This is a genomic window from Gammaproteobacteria bacterium (assembly GCA_041395445.1).
Lineage (GTDB): Bacteria > Pseudomonadota > Gammaproteobacteria > Xanthomonadales > Marinicellaceae > NORP309.
Genome location: JAWLAO010000001.1, coordinates 447,474 through 468,312, shown reverse-complemented (window position 1 = coordinate 468,312; position 20,839 = coordinate 447,474). Strand labels below are relative to the sequence as shown.

General features: G+C 38.3%; 23 protein-coding genes. 17 read left to right on the top strand and 6 right to left on the bottom strand.

What is annotated here, in order from left to right; all coding sequences use genetic code 11:
* The first annotated feature begins 68 nt into the window (after positions 1–68).
* From R3F25_02140 to R3F25_02120, 5 genes are read left to right on the top strand one after another with little or no spacing between them, the layout of a single operon-like run.
* Positions 69–1,448 (top strand): class II fumarate hydratase, encoded by a 1,380-nt coding sequence (locus R3F25_02140; GenBank protein MEZ5495624.1) that lies wholly within the window; start codon positions 69–71, stop codon positions 1,446–1,448.
* Position 1,449: 1 nt separating this feature from the next.
* Positions 1,450–2,268, top strand: a complete 819-nt coding sequence (locus tag R3F25_02135; protein MEZ5495623.1) for a hypothetical protein — start codon at positions 1,450–1,452, stop codon at positions 2,266–2,268.
* The gene (locus R3F25_02130) at positions 2,268–2,936 is read left to right on the top strand and encodes a phosphoglycolate phosphatase (GenBank protein ID MEZ5495622.1); all 669 of its coding nucleotides are present in this window, start codon (positions 2,268–2,270) and stop codon (positions 2,934–2,936) included. Before R3F25_02135 ends, R3F25_02130 begins: the two co-directional genes overlap by 1 nt.
* A complete protein-coding gene (locus R3F25_02125) occupies positions 2,937–4,097 on the top strand; it encodes a sensor histidine kinase (protein ID MEZ5495621.1) in 1,161 nt (386 codons plus the stop codon).
* A 3-nt stretch (positions 4,098–4,100) separates the two neighbouring features.
* Positions 4,101–4,742 carry a response regulator transcription factor gene (locus R3F25_02120; GenBank protein ID MEZ5495620.1) on the top strand — a complete coding sequence of 214 codons (642 nt, stop codon included), beginning with the start codon at positions 4,101–4,103 and terminating at the stop codon, positions 4,740–4,742.
* Between the two features lie 2 nt (positions 4,743–4,744).
* Here R3F25_02120 and R3F25_02115 read toward each other — a convergent pair whose 3' ends face one another.
* The 3 genes from R3F25_02115 to gcvA form a co-directional block, all read right to left on the bottom strand.
* Positions 4,745–5,056: a hypothetical protein gene (locus R3F25_02115; protein MEZ5495619.1), complete on the bottom strand. Its 312-nt coding sequence runs from the start codon at positions 5,054–5,056 to the stop codon at positions 4,745–4,747.
* A 96-nt stretch (positions 5,057–5,152) separates the two neighbouring features.
* Positions 5,153–5,929, bottom strand: a complete 777-nt coding sequence (locus R3F25_02110) for a hypothetical protein (GenBank protein ID MEZ5495618.1) — start codon at positions 5,927–5,929, stop codon at positions 5,153–5,155.
* 208 nt (positions 5,930–6,137) lie between these two features.
* Positions 6,138–7,076 (bottom strand): transcriptional regulator GcvA, encoded by a 939-nt coding sequence (gene gcvA / locus R3F25_02105; protein MEZ5495617.1) that lies wholly within the window; start codon positions 7,074–7,076, stop codon positions 6,138–6,140.
* 449 nt (positions 7,077–7,525) lie between these two features.
* Here gcvA and R3F25_02100 point away from each other — a divergent pair, with 449 nt between their 5' ends.
* Complete coding sequence (locus tag R3F25_02100) at positions 7,526–7,987, top strand: GNAT family N-acetyltransferase (protein ID MEZ5495616.1); 462 nt, start codon at positions 7,526–7,528, stop codon at positions 7,985–7,987.
* A 20-nt stretch (positions 7,988–8,007) separates the two neighbouring features.
* On the opposite strand, the gene R3F25_02095 is transcribed toward R3F25_02100, so the two are convergent.
* A complete protein-coding gene (locus R3F25_02095; protein MEZ5495615.1) occupies positions 8,008–8,883 on the bottom strand; it encodes an acyl-CoA thioesterase II in 876 nt (291 codons plus the stop codon).
* A gap of 20 nt (positions 8,884–8,903) precedes the next feature.
* On the bottom strand, positions 8,904–9,467 hold the full coding sequence (locus R3F25_02090) for an N-acetylmuramoyl-L-alanine amidase (protein MEZ5495614.1): 564 nt from the start codon (positions 9,465–9,467) through the stop codon (positions 8,904–8,906).
* A 183-nt stretch (positions 9,468–9,650) separates the two neighbouring features.
* Here R3F25_02090 and R3F25_02085 point away from each other — a divergent pair, with 183 nt between their 5' ends.
* The 7 genes from R3F25_02085 (at position 9,651) to R3F25_02055 (ending at position 14,848) form a co-directional block, all read left to right on the top strand.
* The gene (locus R3F25_02085) at positions 9,651–10,163 is read left to right on the top strand and encodes a hypothetical protein (GenBank protein MEZ5495613.1); all 513 of its coding nucleotides are present in this window, start codon (positions 9,651–9,653) and stop codon (positions 10,161–10,163) included.
* A gap of 14 nt (positions 10,164–10,177) precedes the next feature.
* Complete coding sequence (gene rpmF, locus R3F25_02080) at positions 10,178–10,375, top strand: 50S ribosomal protein L32 (GenBank protein ID MEZ5495612.1); 198 nt, start codon at positions 10,178–10,180, stop codon at positions 10,373–10,375.
* A 141-nt stretch (positions 10,376–10,516) separates the two neighbouring features.
* The gene (plsX, locus tag R3F25_02075; protein MEZ5495611.1) at positions 10,517–11,515 is read left to right on the top strand and encodes a phosphate acyltransferase PlsX; all 999 of its coding nucleotides are present in this window, start codon (positions 10,517–10,519) and stop codon (positions 11,513–11,515) included.
* Between the two features lie 3 nt (positions 11,516–11,518).
* The gene (locus tag R3F25_02070) at positions 11,519–12,478 is read left to right on the top strand and encodes a beta-ketoacyl-ACP synthase III (protein ID MEZ5495610.1); all 960 of its coding nucleotides are present in this window, start codon (positions 11,519–11,521) and stop codon (positions 12,476–12,478) included.
* A 42-nt stretch (positions 12,479–12,520) separates the two neighbouring features.
* Entirely contained in the window at positions 12,521–13,465 is a 945-nt protein-coding gene (gene fabD, locus R3F25_02065) for an ACP S-malonyltransferase (GenBank protein ID MEZ5495609.1), read from the top strand.
* 2 nt (positions 13,466–13,467) lie between these two features.
* Complete coding sequence (gene fabG, locus R3F25_02060) at positions 13,468–14,202, top strand: 3-oxoacyl-ACP reductase FabG (protein ID MEZ5495608.1); 735 nt, start codon at positions 13,468–13,470, stop codon at positions 14,200–14,202.
* A gap of 202 nt (positions 14,203–14,404) precedes the next feature.
* Positions 14,405–14,848: a hypothetical protein gene (locus R3F25_02055; GenBank protein ID MEZ5495607.1), complete on the top strand. Its 444-nt coding sequence runs from the start codon at positions 14,405–14,407 to the stop codon at positions 14,846–14,848.
* A gap of 27 nt (positions 14,849–14,875) precedes the next feature.
* On the opposite strand, the gene R3F25_02050 is transcribed toward R3F25_02055, so the two are convergent.
* Entirely contained in the window at positions 14,876–15,643 is a 768-nt protein-coding gene (locus R3F25_02050) for an exodeoxyribonuclease III (protein MEZ5495606.1), read from the bottom strand.
* Between the two features lie 90 nt (positions 15,644–15,733).
* Here R3F25_02050 and R3F25_02045 point away from each other — a divergent pair, with 90 nt between their 5' ends.
* The 4 genes from R3F25_02045 to R3F25_02030 all read left to right on the top strand — a co-directional run bounded on the left by R3F25_02045 (position 15,734) and on the right by R3F25_02030 (position 20,734).
* On the top strand, positions 15,734–16,387 hold the full coding sequence (locus R3F25_02045; GenBank protein ID MEZ5495605.1) for a site-2 protease family protein: 654 nt from the start codon (positions 15,734–15,736) through the stop codon (positions 16,385–16,387).
* Between the two features lies 1 nt (position 16,388).
* Positions 16,389–17,018, top strand: a complete 630-nt coding sequence (gene pyrE / locus R3F25_02040) for an orotate phosphoribosyltransferase (protein ID MEZ5495604.1) — start codon at positions 16,389–16,391, stop codon at positions 17,016–17,018.
* Between the two features lie 152 nt (positions 17,019–17,170).
* On the top strand, positions 17,171–20,218 hold the full coding sequence (locus R3F25_02035) for a C25 family cysteine peptidase (GenBank protein MEZ5495603.1): 3,048 nt from the start codon (positions 17,171–17,173) through the stop codon (positions 20,216–20,218).
* 12 nt (positions 20,219–20,230) lie between these two features.
* The gene (locus R3F25_02030) at positions 20,231–20,734 is read left to right on the top strand and encodes a hypothetical protein (GenBank protein ID MEZ5495602.1); all 504 of its coding nucleotides are present in this window, start codon (positions 20,231–20,233) and stop codon (positions 20,732–20,734) included.
* The last annotated feature ends 105 nt before the right edge of the window (positions 20,735–20,839 follow it).

Genomic DNA, 20,839 nt, shown 5'->3' with positions numbered 1-20,839 from the left:
TTGTGAGAGAATCAGAAATTTTGAGATTGCTAAAAATCTCAGTTTTAATTACTTGGATTTTATATTTTATGAACGACTATAGAATTGAAAAAGACAGCATGGGGGAACTTCAGGTTCCTGCTAATGCATTGTATGGAGCTCAAACACAAAGAGCGGTTAATAATTTTCCAATTAGCGGAATCACCATGCCCAGAGAGTTTATTAGAGCTTTGGGTTTGATAAAAGAGTCTGCTGCCTTGGTCAATAAATCCTTAGGATATCTGGATGGTGATATTGCATCGGCAATTGTTGAATCGGCTCAAAAAGTTCAAAATGGCGATGTGGACGGACATTTTCCAATTGATGTGTTTCAGACCGGTTCCGGAACCAGCTCGAACATGAATTGTAATGAGGTGATTTCGCATCTGGCATCCACCGATGATTTACACGTTCATCCCAATGACCATGTTAATATGGGACAAAGCAGCAATGATGTGATTCCGACAACAATTGCTGTCAGTGCTGTTCTCAATGTTCGTGAAAAACTAATTCCAGCTTTGGATTATATTGAAAAAATCTGCCGTGCCAAAGCCGAAGAGCTAAAAGATGTCGTCAAAACCGGTCGTACGCATCTGATGGATGCCATGCCGGTCACTTTCGCTCAGGAATTAAATACTTGGGCAGATTTAATATTGAGAAATAAACAAAGAATCACAGATGCAACTAATCGTTTGAGTAATTTGCCGCAAGGTGGAACTGCGGTTGGTACCGGAATCAATGCTGATAAGTATTTTGGTGTGAAGTTTGCGGCGCAACTTTCTGCCAAAACCGGTTCTTCATTTCATAGCATGGAAAACAAATTTGAAGGAATTGGTTCACAAGATGGTGTGGTTGAACTTTCAGGTCAACTAAAAACTTTAGCTTCAACAATGATGAAAATTGCCAATGATTTGCGTTGGATGAACTCAGGACCATTAGCAGGTATCGGCGAGATTGCATTACCTTCATTACAACCCGGAAGCAGTATTATGCCGGGTAAAGTAAACCCGGTGATTCCTGAAGCCATGGCAATGGTTTGTGCACAGGTTATGGGCAACGACACCACAATTTCAATTGCCGGCGCATCGGGTAATTTTCAATTAAATGTTATGTTGCCTATTATTGGATTAAATATCTTGCAAAGTATTGAGATTATGTCGAATTCTATTCGTGTGATGGCGGATTCAGCGATTAAAGGATTCATAGTCAATCACGATACCGTTGCTGAATCATTAAATCGCAACCCAATATTAGTTACTGCTTTGAATGCCATCATCGGCTATGATTTGGGTGCAAAAATTGCTAAAACGGCTTATAAAGAAGGTCGGGCTGTCATTGATGTGGCATTAGAACATACCGAATTATCCAGAGAAGAACTGGAAAAACATCTTAACCCCTTAAAACTGACCCTCGGAGGTATTGGTAAATAATATGAAAAACTCACTTATTAAATATTCATTGATAGCTTTGCTTTTATTGGTAAACTTTCAGGTATTCTCACAAACCGAAGCTTCTGAACCTGAAAAAATCACAACTGACGGAATGATTGAAACAGTTAGCCGAGAAGATGTGGAACTTGACGAAGATACAAAAGTTAATTTGCAAACAGAACTGCCGGATTTAGAGTTACCATTGTTAGAGTTTGATGAAGGATCTTCCGGCAAGACAGGAAACGCAAACTCTCAAAACAGTCAAACTGTAGAAAAAAAACAAAGTGTAGCAACTACAAATACTCCTAAAATTGATATTGCAAAAAACCTTCTCACATATAAGGACTTAATTCGAAATGATAAAGTTGTTGCTAGTGATTCAGGTAATCAATACGTTTATCGCTTGGCGAATAACATCATCACTCAATATAAACTGGGTGAAAACTTGAATTTGAAATCCTCAGGGCTTAGAAAAAAAGATGATAAAAGTTACTATGTGATTGATAATAAAAAATTATTTTCTCAAAATAGTGAGAGCAACTCTGAAGAAATTGCAGATGTTGTTGGCTTGTCAAAAGATATTCTTGATAAGAGGCGGAGTGTAGAACGAAATCGCAATGGTGGAAATAAAATTGAAACAGAAATCAAGTTGTCTGATTTAAAATCAGATGATGAAATTTATATTTTTGGTGATGTTTTATTGGTAGAAAGAATTGGTGGCGTTCCCGTTGTGGAGGAAAGGTTCTGGTTGGTGGGTGATCCGAATTTTAAACTCAAAAAATATCGTAAAATTTCAAATGCCAAATATAAAGTCAGATAATGCAGCAGGCTGATATTTTAAAATATAAAGCTGTTTTTTTTGACTTGGATGGCACTATGATTGATTCGGCGAAAGATTTGTCTTTCGCTGTTTCACAAATGTCGAATGAATTAAATATTTCAAAACCATCGTTGGAAAAGGTTAAAACATGGATTGGTAATGGCACATTAAAATTGGTTGAACGGTCATTGACAGATTCGACAGGGGAAAAACCGGATGATGAATTTCTCCAAAAAGCATTTCCAATTTTCTCTAAGGCTTACAGAGATTGTGTCGGTGAACACAGTGTTCCATTTGACGGAATTAAAGATTTGCTTGTGTTATTGTTGTCGCACAATATCAAAATAGCATGTATCACTAACAAACCATTGGAGTTTACCGAATTTTTACTCCAGCAGAATATGATTAGCCAATTTTTTACCGTTGTTTGTGCCGGTGATAATGTCAAGTTCAGAAAACCTGATCCTTGGCCATTGTTGTTTGCAGCCGAAAAATGTGGTGTTGATATTAAGGATTGTTTGATGATTGGTGATTCCGAGCATGATATCAATGCCGCAAGAAATGCAGGTTGCAGTGTTTATGCAGTGACTCATGGTTATAATCATGGAAATGATATTGCCTTGTCAAATCCCGATGGTGTTATAGATAGTTTTACACAATTATTATAAATGATGATTAATCGCTTTTCTCACATTTCACTAATACGCTTAGCAGGATTAATCATCTGGCTGAGTTTATCAGTGCCGTTTGTGATGAAGGTTTTCATTGATCCGCAATGGTTGAACTCAAAAAGCATCCTATGGTTGTTGTCCCATTTGTCGTTTGGTATTGGTTTTATTCTTCTGACCAAGCACCTTGGGCATGAAAAGTTGAATAAAGATGAATGGGTGCTTCTGTTTGCGATGATTGCCGTCATCTATATCATCAATTGGTCAACAATTAGTATGAGCGGGATGTTTTACTCGCTCATTATAGCGATTCTGTTGCCTTGGATTATGTCGGTTAAGCAAGGTGTTTTGATTTTAATTTTGCAGAATTTACTTCTGGCATGGCAACTTTTTGCGGATATGCAATACTGGGAAGAATTTGAGAGCATGCAAGCCGGTCGCGTGATATTGCAATTTTACTGGATTGGAATTTCATCATTTTCTTATGTTTTATCATTGGTTGCTTTCAGACAACAGAATGCCAAAGAGGAATTAAGGAAGTTGAATTCAGAACTCAGAGCCACTCAGGTATTGCTTGCAGAAAGTTCAAGGATTAACGAAAGGCTCAGAATATCCAGAGAGCTGCATGATTTGATTGGGCATCATCTAACTGCCTTGAGCTTAAATCTGGAAGTTGCTTCCCATATCACCAAAAACAAGGCTCAAGAACATGTCAAAAAAGCTCAAAGTATCGCTCGTTTATTGTTGTCGGATGTGAGAAACGTCGTCAGTGCTTTTAGAAATAAAGGAAATCTGAATTTTTACCAGGCAATCGTTGAATTAACGGATGATATACCCAAATTAAATATTCACATAGATATTGATGAAGATTACACGATTGAAGACCCTCGATTGGCTCAGACAATGCTAAGATGCACTCAAGAGTTAATTACGAACAGCATTAAACATGCTCAGGCAAAAAATTTGTGGATTCATTTTAGCAAAAATGATGATGAGGTGATTTTCTCAATTGAGGATGATGGAACAGGTGATAGTCAATCATTAAGAGAAGGCAATGGACTGACAGGGATTCGGGAACGAGTGAAACAGTTTAATGGAGAAATTGAGATTTTGAATAAGTCTCAGGGAATTTGTGTAAATATTATTTTAAGGGCAAGTTAGAAAATGATTAGTGTATATTTGGTAGATGATCAAAACCTGGTCAGACAAGGGGTTCGGGCATTATTGGAAATTGCTGATGATATTTCTGTAATTGGTGAAGCAGAAAACGGTCAGCAAGCTATTGATAAGATTCCTGAGGCGAAGCCTGATGTGGTTTTACTGGATATGCGTATGCCCGGATTATCCGGTTTGGATGTTTTGCATGAATTGCAAAAGCGTGAGCAATTACCTCCGACTATTATTCTTACCACTTTTGATGATGATGAATTAGTGCTTGCCGGAGTTCAGGCTGGTGCAAAAGGCTATTTGCTGAAAGATGTGCCTTTGGAAGATTTGGTTGACGGCATTAAAAAAGTTGCCGAGGGTAAAACTTTGGTGCGTCCGCAAGTCACACGCAAAATACTACAAGGCATTGAAGATTTGAAAAATGATTTTATCAGTTTTGATTTGCCCGAACCATTAACTTCTCGTGAGACTGAAATTCTCAGACTCATGGCCGGTGGTCACAGCAATAAGGAAATCGCCAAATCACTGTTTGTCGCCGAAGGAACTGTGAAGAACCATGTTTCCAATATTCTGGCAAAAATAGGTGTGAGAGACCGAACCCGCGCTGTTTTGAAAGCACTTGAGTTGGGCTTGATTTAAAATTAGTTCTTTATTGCTTTGGGTCCTTGTTCGGTTTCATCGGCTTTTTTTACAACAGATCGAATCACCCAACTTCTTTCAAAATAAACCAAAAAATCCGGATATTCCCACTTCGTAATTGGCGGGTTGCCAATACTATCAAACTTCATTAAAGGTTCACCGTAAGTTGCGGTGACCTGGTTCATTGACAAACCTCTTTGCGGAACGTTAAATGCTTCAGACTCGTAAACCCTATCGATGATTAATTTATCAGCCACTGCAATATTTGTGATTATCAACAATCCGGCAATAATCATAAAACTATGAATTTTCATAATTTTCCTCCATATAGTTGTGCTGTATTTTACTAGCCTTGAATCAATTGTAAATGGAATGATAAGACATCTTTCATTTCTGCGAATCAATTCAAACTATTCCAATGAACTAAACTGAAATTCAGTCACTCCAAGTTCGGGGTAAGTGTTTTCCGGAACATTGGATTCATGCTCTTTGAGAATTTTTTCCATTCGTTTCTTCGAATTCTGGAGCTCTTTGCCTAAGAGTTCCAGAACTGTGGCTTGTTTACTGGGGGCGATTTTTGTTGAAATAACAGTTTGTTGCCCTAATTTATATTGATGTTTGTCATCAAACATATTTTTGTAGTAAGTTTGAAACAATCTTTTTGCAGTGTAATCAACTTCATCCGCCATCATTTGAATATCGGCAAGTTGTTGTTGCAAAGTCAGATTGAGTTTGTAATGATCGTCATATGATTTAATAATAATTTTATTTGATAATAGTTCTTCGATCACTGCGCCTGAACGAATGTGTCCTGCGTATATGGAATCAATGATTGATTTCAACATAACATTTGAAATCGAGCTTTTGTCTTCTTTGGCAAAATAGAGTTGAAGCTGAACAATCACCATGTCCATTTTGTTTAAAGGGTTATGGTTTTGACTTTCCGGATTGTTCTTTTGTTCTGCAATGGTGCGCCGATCCATGCCTGTTTTTATGGCTATCGCCTGATGGTTTGGCTTGATGTCAGATTCATTTAAGATTTCTTCTGCTGCATGTATATATGCTTTTTGCATGTTTCTGACGAATTCATAAAAATGCATTCCGAATCGAATAACCATCTTGCATACAGGGATCAATGCAACCTGTAATTGCACCGGTGTTGATATTTGAATTTGTTTATTTGACATAGTAGTGTGCACATTATTGTACACACATTATAAAACAACTCGAAATTTGAGTATAATTAAAAACGCTTAGAAATTAGATTTAGTCTCTTAGTATTTATCATTACTCCTGGTTTTTAGGCAAAAGATTGTATTTCACATTATATCAATCAATAAAAAGGGTGAAGCCGATATAAGTTTTAGGGGTTAACGTTTTCTTGTATCGGCTTTTTTATTGCTGATGATTTCCTGAAAATATTTCTTCAGCATACTGCATACTAGCTTGAGCTTCGGCAAATAACCATTTTTTAAAAGCAGCTATTTTAGGTAGCGTTTCATTTCCTTTGGGACAAACAAAGTAATAGGCATAATCACTTTTGATACTGATATTAAAAGGGGCAAAAAACAGTTTTCTTTTTAAATCATCAATAACCAATGTGGTTCTTCCTAATGCAAAACCTTCGCTGTTTTCTATAGCCTCAAGCATCATCACAGAATGACTGTAGCGTGTTCCTTTTATAGGTTCGTGCTGAGAGAGTCCGGCTTCAGTGAACCACATATCCCAATCCTCCGGTGAGAAGTCATCATGGTGCAGTTTATAATCCAGTAGAACTTCAGGAGAAGGATTCTTTCCAAGAGCCTTATAAACTTTGCGATTACAAATTGGAAAGACCCGCTCTTCAAATAATAACTCGCAATAAACATCATCCCAATCTCCCTTTCCCCAACGAATGGAAATATCAATATCTTCCTTTTTAAAATCTGCCAACCACTCAAATGCAGAAATACTGACTTCAATTTCAGGAAACTTATCCTGAAACTTCCAAATCCTTTTCGCCATCCACTTTGTTGCAAAAGAGGGTAGAAGTGATAAATTTAGCATTCCTTTGGCGTTACGGTTTGCAAGCTGTTGTGTTGATTTCTCCAGTTTTTCTAAGGCTTCCATGATTGATAACAGATAAACCTGACCTTCCGTTGTCAGTTGTAAAGACCGGTTATATCGTTTAAAAAGTTTCACCCCAATCATGTCTTCAAGTGATTTGATTTGGTGGCTGATGGCTGCCTGAGTTACAAAAAGTTCTTCGGCAGCTTTAGTAAAACTCAGATGTCTGGCTGATGCTTCAAATGCTTTTAATGCTCGAAGTGGAGGTATGTTATTGTATTTTCTCATTAAAATAATAATTTTGGATGTTTTTCACATTAGTATAATTTATCCGAGCCATAAAAACAACTCGTTTGTAATTTATTTTGAAATGCTTACAATGCACATGTTTTCAAATTAAACGCTTTTTTCAACAACTGGTATGGAACTAGTTTGAGTTATTAAAGTCAAAGAAAACAGATTATTTGAAAGAATAGTCGTTGAAATTTAATTTCATTATTTATTTCCCGCCAAACTTTGTTTGGCAACTATGGTAATACAGCTGTCGGTTATTAAGGTTTTTCCTCCCTCTTCCTTGTAACCAAGTATTGATAAATACAGGCAGCGACCTTTTTAGCCTCCTGGTCTTCAGGAGGCTTTTTTTTGTCTGCAATGTTTATATTTGTTGAACTATATTAGTTGTTCTATTAAATTTCTTCTGGGTAAAACCAATTTTTAGAACTAAGTGTGTTTCTGTAATGATTATCAAAATTGACGAGCTAATTAGCGAAGAAATTATTTCTTTTTTAGAGGAGCACATTGAGGATATGCTATCGGTATCCCCTCCGGAAAGTAAACATGCATTGGATTTGCAAGGGTTGAAATCTCCCGAAATCACTTTTTGGTCGTGTTATGATAATAATCAGCTAGTAGGTTGTGCGGCTTTGAAAGAATTAGATAATCACACTGGTGAGATCAAATCAATGCGTGTCAGTCGAACGGTCAGAGGCAGGGGAGTTGGTTCAAAGCTGCTGGAATATATATTTGATGTTGCAGAAGAACGTGGTTATGTTTCACTTAAATTGGAAACCGGTTCGATGGATTTTTTTATCCCTGCCAGAAAACTTTATCAAAAACACGGATTTAAAATTTGCGAACCTTTTGCAAATTACAAAAAAGATTCAAACAGTGTTTTTATGACGATTCAGCTTTCCGAGTAATAAACTTTATTGAAATACAATCAGAGTTGTTTTTTAAAACCATCTCTCGCTTTATCACGTTGGCGTATCAATCCCTGCTGAGATGTGTGTGCAACTAACTTTCCATCCAGAGTAAAAACTCGCCCTTGTGCAAATCCTCGTGCCTCACTAGCAACAGGGCTGAAACAATCATATAACAACCAATCATTGACATTCAAATCATGGTGAAACCACATCGCATGATCGAGACTGGCAATTTGCAGAGTCGGATCAAGGTATGAAACCGGATGAGGGAAAGTTGATGTTGCAACCAGATGAAAGTCCGAGACAAATGCCATCAGTTGACGGTGTAATGCTTGATTCATAGGAACTTCAGTTCGAGCTCTAAACCAAATTTGACGAATGGGCTCATTGGCATTCAGGTCAAAAGGATCAATATCATCAGCAAACCGAAATTCAAACGGTCCTTGAGTCGTCATCAAACGACGCATTCTTGGAGTGAGACTTTGCATTTGTTTGGCAGTTAGAAACGGTTTTTCATCCAACTCATCAGGTTTCGGTAAATCAGGTGCATCCACTTGGTGTTCGTATCCGGATTCTTCAATCTGAAATGAAGCAGCCAAATTCAAAATAGGACGACCATGTTGGATGGCTACCACACGTCGGTTATCAAAACTTCGACCATCTCTGGCACGATCTACCTGAAAAACAACCGGTTTTTTGACATCACCTTCACGCAGGAAGTACGCATGAAAAGAATGCGCATGTTTATCCTCGACGGTCCGATAAGCTGCACCAAGTGCCTGGGATAAAACCTGTCCGCCAAAAATCCGACCGGTTCCAATATCCAGAGACTGACCTCGGTAGAGATTCTCTTCCAGTTTTTCCAGCTCAAAGTACTTAAGTAAATGTTGCATCGGCTCCATAAATCACCTGATTATTTATATTTTTCTAAGTTAATATTTTTTAATACTTCGTCCCAAGGGAATAAATATCCCGGATCCATTTTACGACGAATATAAATATCCGGACTGTTCTCAGAAGGCATCAATCGAGTATCCAACTCTTCATGTCCGGCAATGAACTTTAGATTTGGTAACTTTTTCTGTAATTTCAAGATAAGTTGAATCAAGGCTGAAATCTGTTCCTTTGGATAAGAATCATGCAAATATTGATGAGTGGTTTTGTGCCAGTTGGGGAAACGTCCTAAATTATCCAATTCGACTCCAATCGAATTTCTGTTAAAGTCTTTAACATGATGTGCTACTCTGTCTAACTCAACCCATTGGAACAACTCTCCTTTCTTTGAAATATAATAATGTCCGCTGTTTCCTGTTCCTGAGCTGTAATGGACTTTTTCACCATAAATTCGAGCGGTTTTAATATCAGGGAGCTCTGTGCAATGAATAACTAACAACTCAATCTCATTAAGCTGCCTGTTTTCGAGTTTGTCATTGTATGGTAGCAGAGAATTAAGGCTTTCAGGCACGTTATAGCTCATATAAAAAACGTCATTTTATCAAAAAAATACTATTGGTATCACATCATGCGAAATATTTTTTTACCAATTAAATCCAACAAGCATACAAAAAATGTCTGTAAGGAATGTTTATGGTTGATTTAATAGCTTTGAGGAACTTTTTTATTTGCAATGCAGATGCAAAGCAAGTAAAATCCGCCGGCTATGAAACAGTTACCTGAGAAAGTTGCTCTGGATAAGGCAATAAACGGGCAGAGGCTCTATCAAGGACAGATTGAATTGTGTCAAATGACCAGGCTGGTCGATATGTTGGCAGATTGTGAAGGAATAGTCGAGTTCTCAATTCAGTTTGAAAGAGCTGACAGAATACCCGGAAAAGCTCAGGTAAAAGTTAAGACTAATTTACCATTGATTTGTATGATTAGTCGCAAAAGATATTTAATGCCGGTGGATATCGACTCCAGCATAGGTTTTATTAATGATTTAGCTTATGAGGAGTTACTGGATGTAGGTATGGAAGCCTCCTGGTTTGAGGATGGATACATTAACCTGCCGGAAATTATCGAAGATGAATTGATACTGGTTGTCCCGGATGTTCCTTTTGATGAAACAGCAACAGACGGTGATGATTCAGACCAGCAGGATGATAATGATTTACCTGCTGAAAAAGAAAATCCATTTTCAGTATTAGAAAGTTTAAAACAAGATTTAAAATAATTTGGAGAATTACCATGGCTGTACAAAAAAGTCGTAAAACACCATCAAGAAGAGGCATGAGACGTGCCCATGATAGTTTGAAAGCCCGTACTTTATCAGTTGATTCTGAGAGCGGTGAAGTGCATATTCGTCATCATGTAACTGCTGAAGGTTACTACAAAGGTCAAAAAGTCATTGACTTGGCTGATGATTTTGTAGAAGACGAAGAATAATTCAGTCTTAAAAATTATTTATTTCAATTGAAGCGAAGCTTGAAATTCAATTTCAGGCTTCGTTTTTTTATGGGTTCAGAATCAAGAAAAACCATTGTTGATTTTGTGTCTTTCCGGATTTCGTTGTAAAATCTTTCAGCTATGCAAAAACAATTACCAGCCAAAACTGAACAGATAATCATTGCCGTAGATTTGATGGGTGGTGACTCTTATCCTGATGAAAGGCTGGACACATTAATAAATATGTTGAAACAACAGGAAGATGTTGTTTTCCGGGTGTTTGCTTCAAATAGTTATCTCAACACAATTTCACATCGTTTGCCATCAATTGATCAAACCCGGATTGAATTCATTGCTTGCGGGCGTTCTGTTTCCATGGCTGAATCACCTTTTATGGCACTACGTCAGAAACGGGATTCCAGTTTGTCGATGTCCATCAAAGATGTGGCACAAAAGAAATCAGCAATTTGCGTGACCGCAGGAAATACCGGAGCGATGGTCGTTTTGGCAAAGCACTGGATGAACATGTTAGGAGAGATTGATAAACCGGTATTGGCAAGATTGCTGCCCAGTCGTTCGAAAAGAGCATTAATGCTGGATGTTGGTGCGACAACGGATGCCAAGGCTTTCGATTTATATAATTTTGCACGATTGGGTTGTGCCTATCAAAAAGCTGTTTATCAAAAAAACAATCCAGAAGTGGTATTGCTTAACGTAGGAATTGAAGACAACAAAGGTGATGATACGGTCAAACAAGCAGATGCTATGCTCAACGAATCTGATATCAATTATATTGGTTACTGCGAAGGAACGCATTTGTTCAATGGTTATGCCGATGTGATTTGTTGCAATGGTTTCGTCGGCAATATCACCATCAAAGCCTGTGAAGCAATGGCATCCTATATCAAAAACGAAAGTTGCGATTCACCGAAAACTTCATTGTGGCAAAAAATTAAAAAAGGGATGCGTATCGTTGAGCCAGATGAGTATAATGGTGCACTTTTACTTGGTCTGGACGGTCTTGTTGTTAAAAGTCATGGCAATTGTAATGCCTTGGCGTTTACCTCTGCTATCCGGCAAGCCTATAATATTTCTCAGCATGATGTTATTGCAAGCATGAGAAAATCACTGGAGAATTAATACATGACAATTTATTCGAAAATTATCGGTACAGGCAGATATTTGCCTGAAAAAATCATCACTAACGCTGATTTGGAAAAAACACTCGATACCAGTGATCAGTGGATTCAGGAACGCACCGGAATCAAACAAAGACACGTCGCAGCCGAAGGTCAATACACCTCTGATTTGGCTTATGAAGCCTCATTAAAAGCTCTGAAAGCATCTGGTTTAAACAAAAAAGATATTGATTTAATTGTTGTCGGAACAACAACTCCTGATTTGGTCTTTCCAAGCACAGCATGTTTATTACAAAGTAAATTAGGCATGAAAAAAATCGGAGCTATGGATGTTAATGCTGCTTGTAGTGGATTTATTTATGCTCTAAGCGTTGCGAATAATTTCATTAAATCAGGAACTCATAAAAATGTTCTCGTTGTTGGAGCCGAAACTTTAACTCGAATCGTCAACTGGCAAGATCGTACTACAGCCGTATTATTTGGCGATGGAGCCGGAGCTGCGGTTTTGACGGCAAGTAATGAACCGGGAATCCTTTCAACACACATTCATGCGACCGGAAATTATGCTGATTTGCTGAAAACCAATGTTGGTCCATCGGTTGGTATGAATGAAGAAATTGCTATTTCCATGAAAGGCAATGAAGTTTTTAAAGTTGCAGTCACAACTTTGGGTCGTATTGTTGATGAAACATTAGAGTACAACAATCTGGACAAATCGGATATCGACTGGTTGGTTCCTCATCAAGCCAATTTAAGAATTATTACAGCAACTGCCAAAAAACTCAAAATGAGCATGGATCAAGTGATTGTAACTGTCGGAGATACAGGAAACACATCTGCGGCTTCAGTTCCAATGGCATTGGATATTGGAATTCGTGAAGGAAAAATTAAACCGGGTCAAACAGTATTGCTTGAAGCGTTTGGTGGCGGCTTCACTTGGGGTTCAGCTTTGCTGAAGCTCTAAATTCAAACAGTTTTAAAATCAATTTCAAAAGGGGACAAAAAGATGAAAAATCTTGCTTTTGTATTTCCGGGGCAGGGCTCTCAAGCAGTTGGAATGGTTGCCGACTTGTATGAGTCTTTTCCTCAAATTCAACATATTTTCGCTCGTGCCAGCGACGTATTGGAACTCGATTTGATGGAAATGGTGGCATCAGATGTTCACAATCAACTCAATCTGACACAATACACTCAGCCGGCATTGCTCACTTCCTCGGTTGCGATTTGGGAATTATGGAAAGAAAAATCACCCGTACGACCAACTTTTATGGCAGGGCATAGTTTGGGCGAATATTCTGCGCTCGTTTGTGCCGGAGCATTAAATTTTGAAGATGCCGTTTTACTGACTCATAAACGCGGTAAGTACATGCAGGAAGCAGTTCCTGAAGGAACAGGAGCAATGATGGCAGTTCTTGGTTTGGAAGACCAGCAAGTGGTGGAAATATGCCAGCAAGCCGATGCCGGTGGAAATGTAACGGCAGCGAATTTCAATTCTCCGGGTCAGGTGGTGATTTCCGGTAGTAAAGAAGCTGTGGAAAAAGCAGCTGAACTGGCAAAAGAAGCCGGCGCCAAAAGAGTCATGCCTTTGCCTGTGAGCGTGCCTTCACATTGTGCATTAATGCAACCGGCAGCCGATAAACTGGCAGAGGATTTAGTCACCATTGATATCAAATCTCCGGAAATTCCGGTGGTTCATAACAGCGATGTCATGCCTCATATCTCACCTGAAAACATCAAAAAAGCTCTTGTTGAGCAATTATACAAATCCGTACAATGGACACAAACCAATCAGTTTTTCATTGATAAAGGCATTTTAAACATTGCTGAATGTGGGCCCGGAAAAGTTTTATCAGGCTTGGCAAAACGAACTCATCGTACGTGGAATATTTATAGTTTGAATACAGCTGATGGTTTCAATCAAGCTGTCAATGCGGGAGATCAGGAATCATGAAAATATCAATCGAGAATCAAATTGCATTAGTAACCGGAGCATCCCGTGGTATCGGTGCTGCTATTGCTGACACTTTGGCTGAAGCAGGAGCTTATGTTATCGGAACCGCTACAAGCGAAGCCGGAGCTAAGGCAATATCGGAAAGACTTGGCGCTCAAGGTTGTGGTAAAGTTCTGGATGTGAGCAATGCAGAAAGTATTGACAACTTGATGAATGAACTTAAAGAAGAAGATAAGTTGCCAACAATTTTGGTTAACAATGCCGGAATCGCCAAAGACAATTTGCTCATGCGTCTGAAAGATGATGAGTGGGATATGGTTCTGGATACCAATTTAAAATCTGTATACCGTCTGTCCAAAGCCTGTATTCGTCCAATGATGAAAGCCAAAGGCGGAAGAATTATCACCATTGGTTCAGTTATCGGTAGCATGGGAAATGCCGGACAGGGTGCTTATGCGGCTGCTAAAGCAGGATTGATTGGATTCAGCAAGTCTCTGGCAAAAGAAATTGGTTCCAGAGGAATCACCGTCAATGTCATTGCCCCCGGTTTCATCCAAACCGACATGACCAAAGACATGAACGAAGATGCCAAACAAGCACTTATCAAAGATGTACCACTTGGAACATTGGGAGAAGCTCAGGATATTGCCAATGCAGTTTTGTTTTTAGCATCGGATATGGGTAAGTATATCACGGGCGAGACGTTGCACATAAACGGCGGAATGCTAATGAATTAGCAATGATATTGGGGTAGAAATTCCTTCTCTCTGCGTTATAAAATACTGACATACTGCTTGTATGCTCGTATTTCAAGCCTTGATAGAAAGAATTTCTACCTCAATCTAACTGCTAATTGAACTTTCACATTTTAAGCCTTGATTTGATACATTTTTCCTGCAATATCCCTTACTAATTGCACTTTACTAATTGAAATAGTTAATGTCTATCCAAAACTACGGTAAAAAATTAATTCGGGAAGGAGTTTTGAATTTCACTCCGCCGATTGAAATTGAGTATTCTTTTGAGAAAATCTGGCCGATTGATTTTGGTGAATCGGTTGTATTTTATTCGTGTCGATTAGAGCAGTTTCAGTCTGTTTTGCATTTCTTCTGGCAGACGGTTTTTCATCAACGGGATGTGAAGAGTTTGGATGAAGCCGAAGAAATCTTTACAGCAACTCAGTTTATCGACGTTGAGTTATCACATGCCAAACAGAAAATTAAAGAAATTTGTCCCGATTGGTTTGAAGAAAATCAAAATCTCATTCCTAATCCAAAATGGACACATGTCATATGGGAAGATGATAATGATGTGTATATGGTTTTTGAGGATGAGGAAAAATACTACGCCTGGAGTTGGGATATCAACTCCGCATTTGTTTGATTACCAATCAAAAATTTCAACAAATTTCTACAACTGATACTCTAACGTCAGTGGGGCATGGTCGGAGAATTTTTCGTCTTTATAAATTTCTGCGGAGATGATTTTATCTTTCAAATCCTGAGAGGTGATGTGATAGTCGATTCTCCATCCGACATTGTTGGCATAAGCTTGTCCGCGATTGGACCACCAGGTGTAGTTGTGAGGTTCTTGGTTAACAGCACGGAATGCATCGAGCAAATCAATTTCATCAAGTAGCTTTGTCAGCCAGGCTCTTTCTTCAGGCAAACAGCCTGAATTTTTTTGATTGCCTTTCCAGTTTTTGATGTCAATTTCCTTATGAACAATATTCCAGTCACCACAAATAACAAATGGTTTGCCGGAGTTTTTCAGTCGTTCAAATTCCTGTTCCAGTCGTTCCATCGATTGATATTTGAAATCCTGACGAATATCTCCCGAAGTTCCGGATGGAAGATAGAGTGAAACAACGGTCAGATTGCCTAAATCCGCTTCCAGCCAGCGACCTTCGTTATCAAACTCATCCCAGCCAATGCCGGTTTTAACGGATTGTGGTTTAATTTTGCTGTAGATAGCAGTTCCCGAGTAGCCTTTTTTTTCGGCATCATGATAAAAACAATGATAACCCTCGGGCATGAAAATTTCAGGTTTAAGCTGATGCACCTGAGCTTTGGTTTCCTGTATACAAACCACATCAGGATTGGCTTTTTGCAACCATTCAAAAAAGCCTTTCTTTTGAGCAGCACGGATTCCATTGGTGTTGGCAGTTGTAATTTTCATTCGGGTCGTAATTGTTTTTAATGGTGTCATATTATACTTATCTGGTTGTTGAATATGATAAAATTCTGGAATATTTTTCCGAGAATCAATATGGATGAAAATCTGATTTTAAATATTTCAATGTGGGTTGTGCCGCTGTCATTGGCAATTATTCTTCACGAAGTGGCTCATGGTTGGGTGGCGAATTATTTTGGTGATCCCACAGCCAAAGATTTAGGGCGTTTAACCTTAAATCCGGTCAGCCATGTTGATCCGGTTGGTACAATCATCGTTCCGGGATTATTACTGTTGACCAAAGCACCGTTTCTGTTTGGCTGGGCAAAGCCTGTTCCGGTAATGGTTCATCGTTTGAGAAATCCCCGAAAAGATATGATTTGGGTGGCATTAGCGGGACCGATTTCTAATCTTTTGATGGCGATATTCTGGACTATTTTTGCAAAAGTCGTATTGATGGTGATGACTGAATCCAGTACATTGATGTTTTTGGTTGGTGTGGCATTCCGAGGGATTATGATTAATGTCGTATTGATGATTTTCAATATGATTCCAATTTTACCGCTTGATGGAGGCAGAGTTCTGCATGGATTCTTGCCTCAAGAAATCGGCGATAAATTTGCGAAAACTGAGATGTATGGAATGTTCATTATTGTCGCCTTATTGGCGTCCGGAGTTTTATCGCATATTATTTCGTCACCCATAATGTCCATAACTTATGGTTTGTTTTCAATGGCTTCGGGAGTGTGAAATGATAATTGCAAAAGATTTTATTCAACTGGCTTTAAAAAAACAGGTGTTGAGATTTGGAGAATTTACTCTGAAATCAGGTCGGATTTCACCTTATTTTTTTAATGCCGGACTTTTTGATGATGGGGAATCATTAGCTCTTTTAGGCGAGTATTATGCTCAAAGCATTGAACAAAGCGGTTTGCAATTTGATATGCTGTATGGACCGGCGTACAAAGGAATTCCAATTGCAACAACGATTGCAACGGCATATTTCAAACTTTTTGGTAAAAACATACCTGTGGCATTCAATCGCAAAGAAGCCAAAGATCACGGCGAAGGAGGCGTTCTCATCGGTGCTCCACTCAAAGGCAAAGTTTTGATTGTCGATGATGTGGTTTCTGCTGGAACATCGGTTCGAGAATCTATTGAAATGATTCAAAACAATCAAGCACAAGTTGCCGGAATTGCCGTTGCATTAGACAGACAGGAAAAAGGGCAGGGTGAGTTATCGGCAATCGGAGAGCTTCAAAAACAATTCGGACTTCAAACCGTGGCCATTGCATCTTTGGATGATTTGATTCGATTTTTGGCAGATGATGAAGAAAAGCTGAAAAAAGTACAAAATTACAAAAAGCAGTACGGTGTTTAGTCGTTGAACTCTAAAGTCATAGTGTTACAGAACTATGAATTTCGCCTGATTTTCCTTTCAATATGTAAGATATTGTAAACTCAACCGTTACGTAATTTGTTTTCTCTTCATAATCAAATATAATGGAGTCGGAATTGGATGGGAAAATTGTTATGAAACTACTAAAATCACCTGTGGCTGCTGTTTTGTTGTGTGTATCTATTTCTTCGATCTCTGCACCACCTGACCCTAATATTACTGATATTGTTCTGAACGAAGTTCTTTTTAATCCGGGAGACATATCTCCGGTCACGAATTTGGGACAAGATTGTGATGGAGATGGTGTTTACGGTGAAGATGGGTCTTCAAATGGAAACAACGCAGATGACGAATTTATTGAGTTTTACAACAATGGTGCCACCGATGTTGATTTATCAGGTTATTGTATATCAAATAATCAGGTACAAAACGGAGATCCATCAGTAGGCACAAACAATAGCTGGCTGATTCCACCAGGCGTTACAGTTCCCGCCGGAGGGTTTTACCATATTTGTGGTGAAGATGATGGGCGTGGATTTGGTTTCAGTATTGCGGATTCAAGTGGTAATCAAGTATCTCAATTCAGTAACAGCTCTGTAACAAATACTTGGGCATCTTTATATGAACCAACCACATTGGGTGATTGCACAAGTGGAGTACAAACAGTTATATGGTCTCACGATTATCCAACAAGTTCTGATGGAGAATCATGGTTGCGTTGTTTCACAGATGGAGTTAGTCCCCTCGGATTTTATGATGATGGGTCTGGGAATTTTTATGTTCCAACGCCCGGTTCGGCCAACTGTACCATCGCAACACCTGTGTATGTGAATACAGTCAAATACCATGATAATATTGTTTCTTGGCAAACAGGCCTTGAATTTAAGCATTTGGGATTTAATCTTTACGACTCCAATGGCAACAAGCTGAATCAAAAACTCATCATTTCGGATCAACCGAACAACTACTCTTTCGGATTGAAGGAAATTAATCCCGATGCTGTAATTCTCGCTTCGGTTGATACTGATGGTACTGAACATCGTTTGGACTATGTACTGAAAAATACACAATATGGAATTGAAGAAAAAAATGTAAACATCGATTGGAGTCAATCTAAGCATGAAAAAATACTGGAAAGCAGCGCTAGAATTTATCAAACTCAAATTAAGGTTCTGGTCAGTGATTCAGGAATTCAACGGGTTTTAGTTTCGGACTTATTATCACAAAACTTCAATGTTGTTGGAAAGTCGATAAAAAACCTTCAACTCACACGCAATAACGAAACTATTCCACTTTATTTAGATTCAAATTCCAAATCAATCTCGAAAAATGATGCCATCTATTTTTTGGGTGATAAAGCAAATTCCATTTACAGTGATGAAGCCATTTACACACTGAAGATTGTTCAAAATAATACAAATAGAATTCAAGAAGCGAAAGCGGCACCGAACTATAGTTCTGACAGTCCTAAGTTTTATGTTGCTAATCAAACGATTGAAGAAAATAATCATTACGAGTTTTCCAGTTCCTCATCTGATCCTTGGATGATGAAAAAGTTATTAGTTTATACAGAACCAAAAACTACATCCTGGCAATTTGAGCTTTCAGCACTGGCTGAAGAATATGTCAGTCCAACCAATCCTGTGACTGTTTCTGCCAATATTGTTGGCGTAACGGACTTTCCGGGAACAAATGATGACCATAATATTGGCTTGCAAATTAATGATAGCGAAACCGTATTCCAGACATTTGATGGACAACAGGAAGTTGATATTTTTAACTATGCCTCAAATGTAACGAATAACTCCTTATCAGTTCAACTCTTTCAGCCCGGCGATAGCGGTTACGATTATGACTTGGTGAATCTTAATAAATTTAATGTAACTTATCCTCGTCGTTTTATTGCTAATGAAGGACAAATTGATTTTGAAGGTGTAGCGAGTGAACATTATCAAATTGAAGGGTTTAATAGTGATGATTTACTTGTTTTTTCAAAAACAGCAAATAAAACATACGTTTTGAAAGATGCTGAGATTCGCTATTTGCGATGGTCTTTGCAATTGCATTTCAGTAATCCGTTTGAGTCTTCGCAAATTTATATCAGCGAACTCAACAAAACACATTCTCCAAAATTGCTGGCAACGAGCAGTTTGCAATACTCTAAAACCGATTTTTTGATTTTGACGCGAAGTGATTTTATTCCTTATTTGCAGAATTATATCAACGAAAAACAGGCACAAGGATTTAATGTTGGTGTATTTGATGTGGAATCAGTGATAACATCATTCTCTGACACATATAACAATCCAAATGCACTCAAACAATTTATTGCCGAATTGCACAGAAAAAATCCCCTGCAATATGTCATGATTGTTGGCTCTGATCAGTATGATTATAAAAATTATCTCAACACCAACGCAGTGAGTATTGTTCCGACTTTTTATCGCAATACCGGAGATGGCATTCATCATGCACCAACAGATGTTCCGTTTGTTGATTTCGATAACGATGATGTTGCAGACATCCCTCTCGGTCGATTGATAGCCAATAACACAACCGAATTGCAACAGTTGTTGAATAAAATCAGCACTTACAATTACCAAAATTTTAATTCAGAAATATTTATCACCGATAACAAGGACAGCGATCGTTTTAATGCCATAGCCGCAGATTTGTCATTGCAAAGTCCTCTACAATCGAATCTCATCCGAATTGATGAACTTGGAATTGAACAAGCCAGACAAAAATTAATTGAGAACTTAAATAGTGGATCGGCATTTGTCAACTGGATAGGGCATTCATCACCAACACGATGGAGTCAGGACAATGTTTTTGATGTTAATAATGTTGCTGAACTGCAAAATCCACCGACAGTCTTTATGCAATTGGGTTGTTGGAATTCGTATTTTGTTGATCCGATCAAACAATACCTGTCCGGAGCCTTACTGCAATCTCCAAGTTACGGAGCTGTGGCTACCATTGGTTCATCGACATATACAAAGAGTGATGGTGAAACTGAGTTTGTTAAATACTTCAAACAATATATCAATTCCAACCGCAATCCGACATTAGGCAAAGCATTCAACTATGCGTTAAAACAATATGCACAAACCAATCCTGAGAGGAAAGATATTTTGTTAGGATATCAATTGCTTGGTGATCCAACTATGATTGTGAGATAGCGAACAAACGGAATGATTAATGATGTTCTTAAATCCATACTCTTTGCAGGTTTGCCGGTCGGGCTTATATCCTATTTTTTGGTTCTGGTCGCCAGAAAAGAAACAGGAGCGACCGCTAAAAACACCAAATTGCTGAAACAGGAATTTAAAAACACCGAAATCAAACAGCAAAAGTTTTGGAAAGCATTTCTGTATAAAAAGTGGATGAAATTTGGTGGCGGTTTTTATGGTGTGTTGACCTTTATCACTTACCTGCATATTGAAATTTACGAAGTTATCGACTTTGTGCAAAGTTTTATCGGAACAGAGAGCCTGATTATCAAATCTGTATTGGTTCTATTCGTAGAGTTTTTTGTGGATTCAATTATTAACTTTTTATACGCATTCTTGTGGCCGGTTTACTGGTTTAAATACTTGCCCATTGGTTCGTATCTGGTTTGGATTTGCGTTGTTTTTATCTGTTATATTGCCGGAACTCGATTGGCTATGTCGAGAAATTTAGATAATCATTCTTGAACGAAACATAATCGTTAAATTGCTTGAAGAAAAATAAACCATAAAGTGATTGAAGAACATGAAGTTTGGTAGAGATACTGAAATTACCTTCATGAACCTCATGAC

Bases quoted from the DNA above. Each gene is read 5' to 3' on its own strand.
- R3F25_02085 (MEZ5495613.1), top strand. From the start codon at position 9,651: ATGAAACAGTTACCTGAGAAAGTTGCTCTGGATAAGGCAATAAACGGG.
- R3F25_02090 (MEZ5495614.1), bottom strand. From the start codon at position 9,467: ATGAGCTATAACGTGCCTGAAAGCCTTAATTCTCTGCTACCATACAAT.
- gcvA (MEZ5495617.1), bottom strand. From the start codon at position 7,076: ATGAGAAAATACAATAACATACCTCCACTTCGAGCATTAAAAGCATTT.
- R3F25_02050 (MEZ5495606.1), bottom strand. From the start codon at position 15,643: ATGAAAATTACAACTGCCAACACCAATGGAATCCGTGCTGCTCAAAAG.
- plsX (MEZ5495611.1), top strand. From the start codon at position 10,517: ATGCAAAAACAATTACCAGCCAAAACTGAACAGATAATCATTGCCGTA.
- R3F25_02140 (MEZ5495624.1), top strand. From the start codon at position 69: ATGAACGACTATAGAATTGAAAAAGACAGCATGGGGGAACTTCAGGTT.
- rpmF (MEZ5495612.1), top strand. From the start codon at position 10,178: ATGGCTGTACAAAAAAGTCGTAAAACACCATCAAGAAGAGGCATGAGA.
- R3F25_02070 (MEZ5495610.1), top strand. From the start codon at position 11,519: ATGACAATTTATTCGAAAATTATCGGTACAGGCAGATATTTGCCTGAA.
- R3F25_02120 (MEZ5495620.1), top strand. From the start codon at position 4,101: ATGATTAGTGTATATTTGGTAGATGATCAAAACCTGGTCAGACAAGGG.
- R3F25_02115 (MEZ5495619.1), bottom strand. From the start codon at position 5,056: ATGAAAATTCATAGTTTTATGATTATTGCCGGATTGTTGATAATCACA.
- R3F25_02130 (MEZ5495622.1), top strand. From the start codon at position 2,268: ATGCAGCAGGCTGATATTTTAAAATATAAAGCTGTTTTTTTTGACTTG.
- R3F25_02135 (MEZ5495623.1), top strand. From the start codon at position 1,450: ATGAAAAACTCACTTATTAAATATTCATTGATAGCTTTGCTTTTATTG.
- R3F25_02030 (MEZ5495602.1), top strand. From the start codon at position 20,231: ATGATTAATGATGTTCTTAAATCCATACTCTTTGCAGGTTTGCCGGTC.
- R3F25_02095 (MEZ5495615.1), bottom strand. From the start codon at position 8,883: ATGCAACATTTACTTAAGTACTTTGAGCTGGAAAAACTGGAAGAGAAT.
- R3F25_02045 (MEZ5495605.1), top strand. From the start codon at position 15,734: ATGGATGAAAATCTGATTTTAAATATTTCAATGTGGGTTGTGCCGCTG.
- R3F25_02125 (MEZ5495621.1), top strand. From the start codon at position 2,937: ATGATGATTAATCGCTTTTCTCACATTTCACTAATACGCTTAGCAGGA.
- R3F25_02100 (MEZ5495616.1), top strand. From the start codon at position 7,526: ATGATTATCAAAATTGACGAGCTAATTAGCGAAGAAATTATTTCTTTT.
- pyrE (MEZ5495604.1), top strand. From the start codon at position 16,389: ATGATAATTGCAAAAGATTTTATTCAACTGGCTTTAAAAAAACAGGTG.
- R3F25_02055 (MEZ5495607.1), top strand. From the start codon at position 14,405: ATGTCTATCCAAAACTACGGTAAAAAATTAATTCGGGAAGGAGTTTTG.
- R3F25_02110 (MEZ5495618.1), bottom strand. From the start codon at position 5,929: ATGTCAAATAAACAAATTCAAATATCAACACCGGTGCAATTACAGGTT.
- R3F25_02035 (MEZ5495603.1), top strand. From the start codon at position 17,171: ATGAAACTACTAAAATCACCTGTGGCTGCTGTTTTGTTGTGTGTATCT.
- fabD (MEZ5495609.1), top strand. From the start codon at position 12,521: ATGAAAAATCTTGCTTTTGTATTTCCGGGGCAGGGCTCTCAAGCAGTT.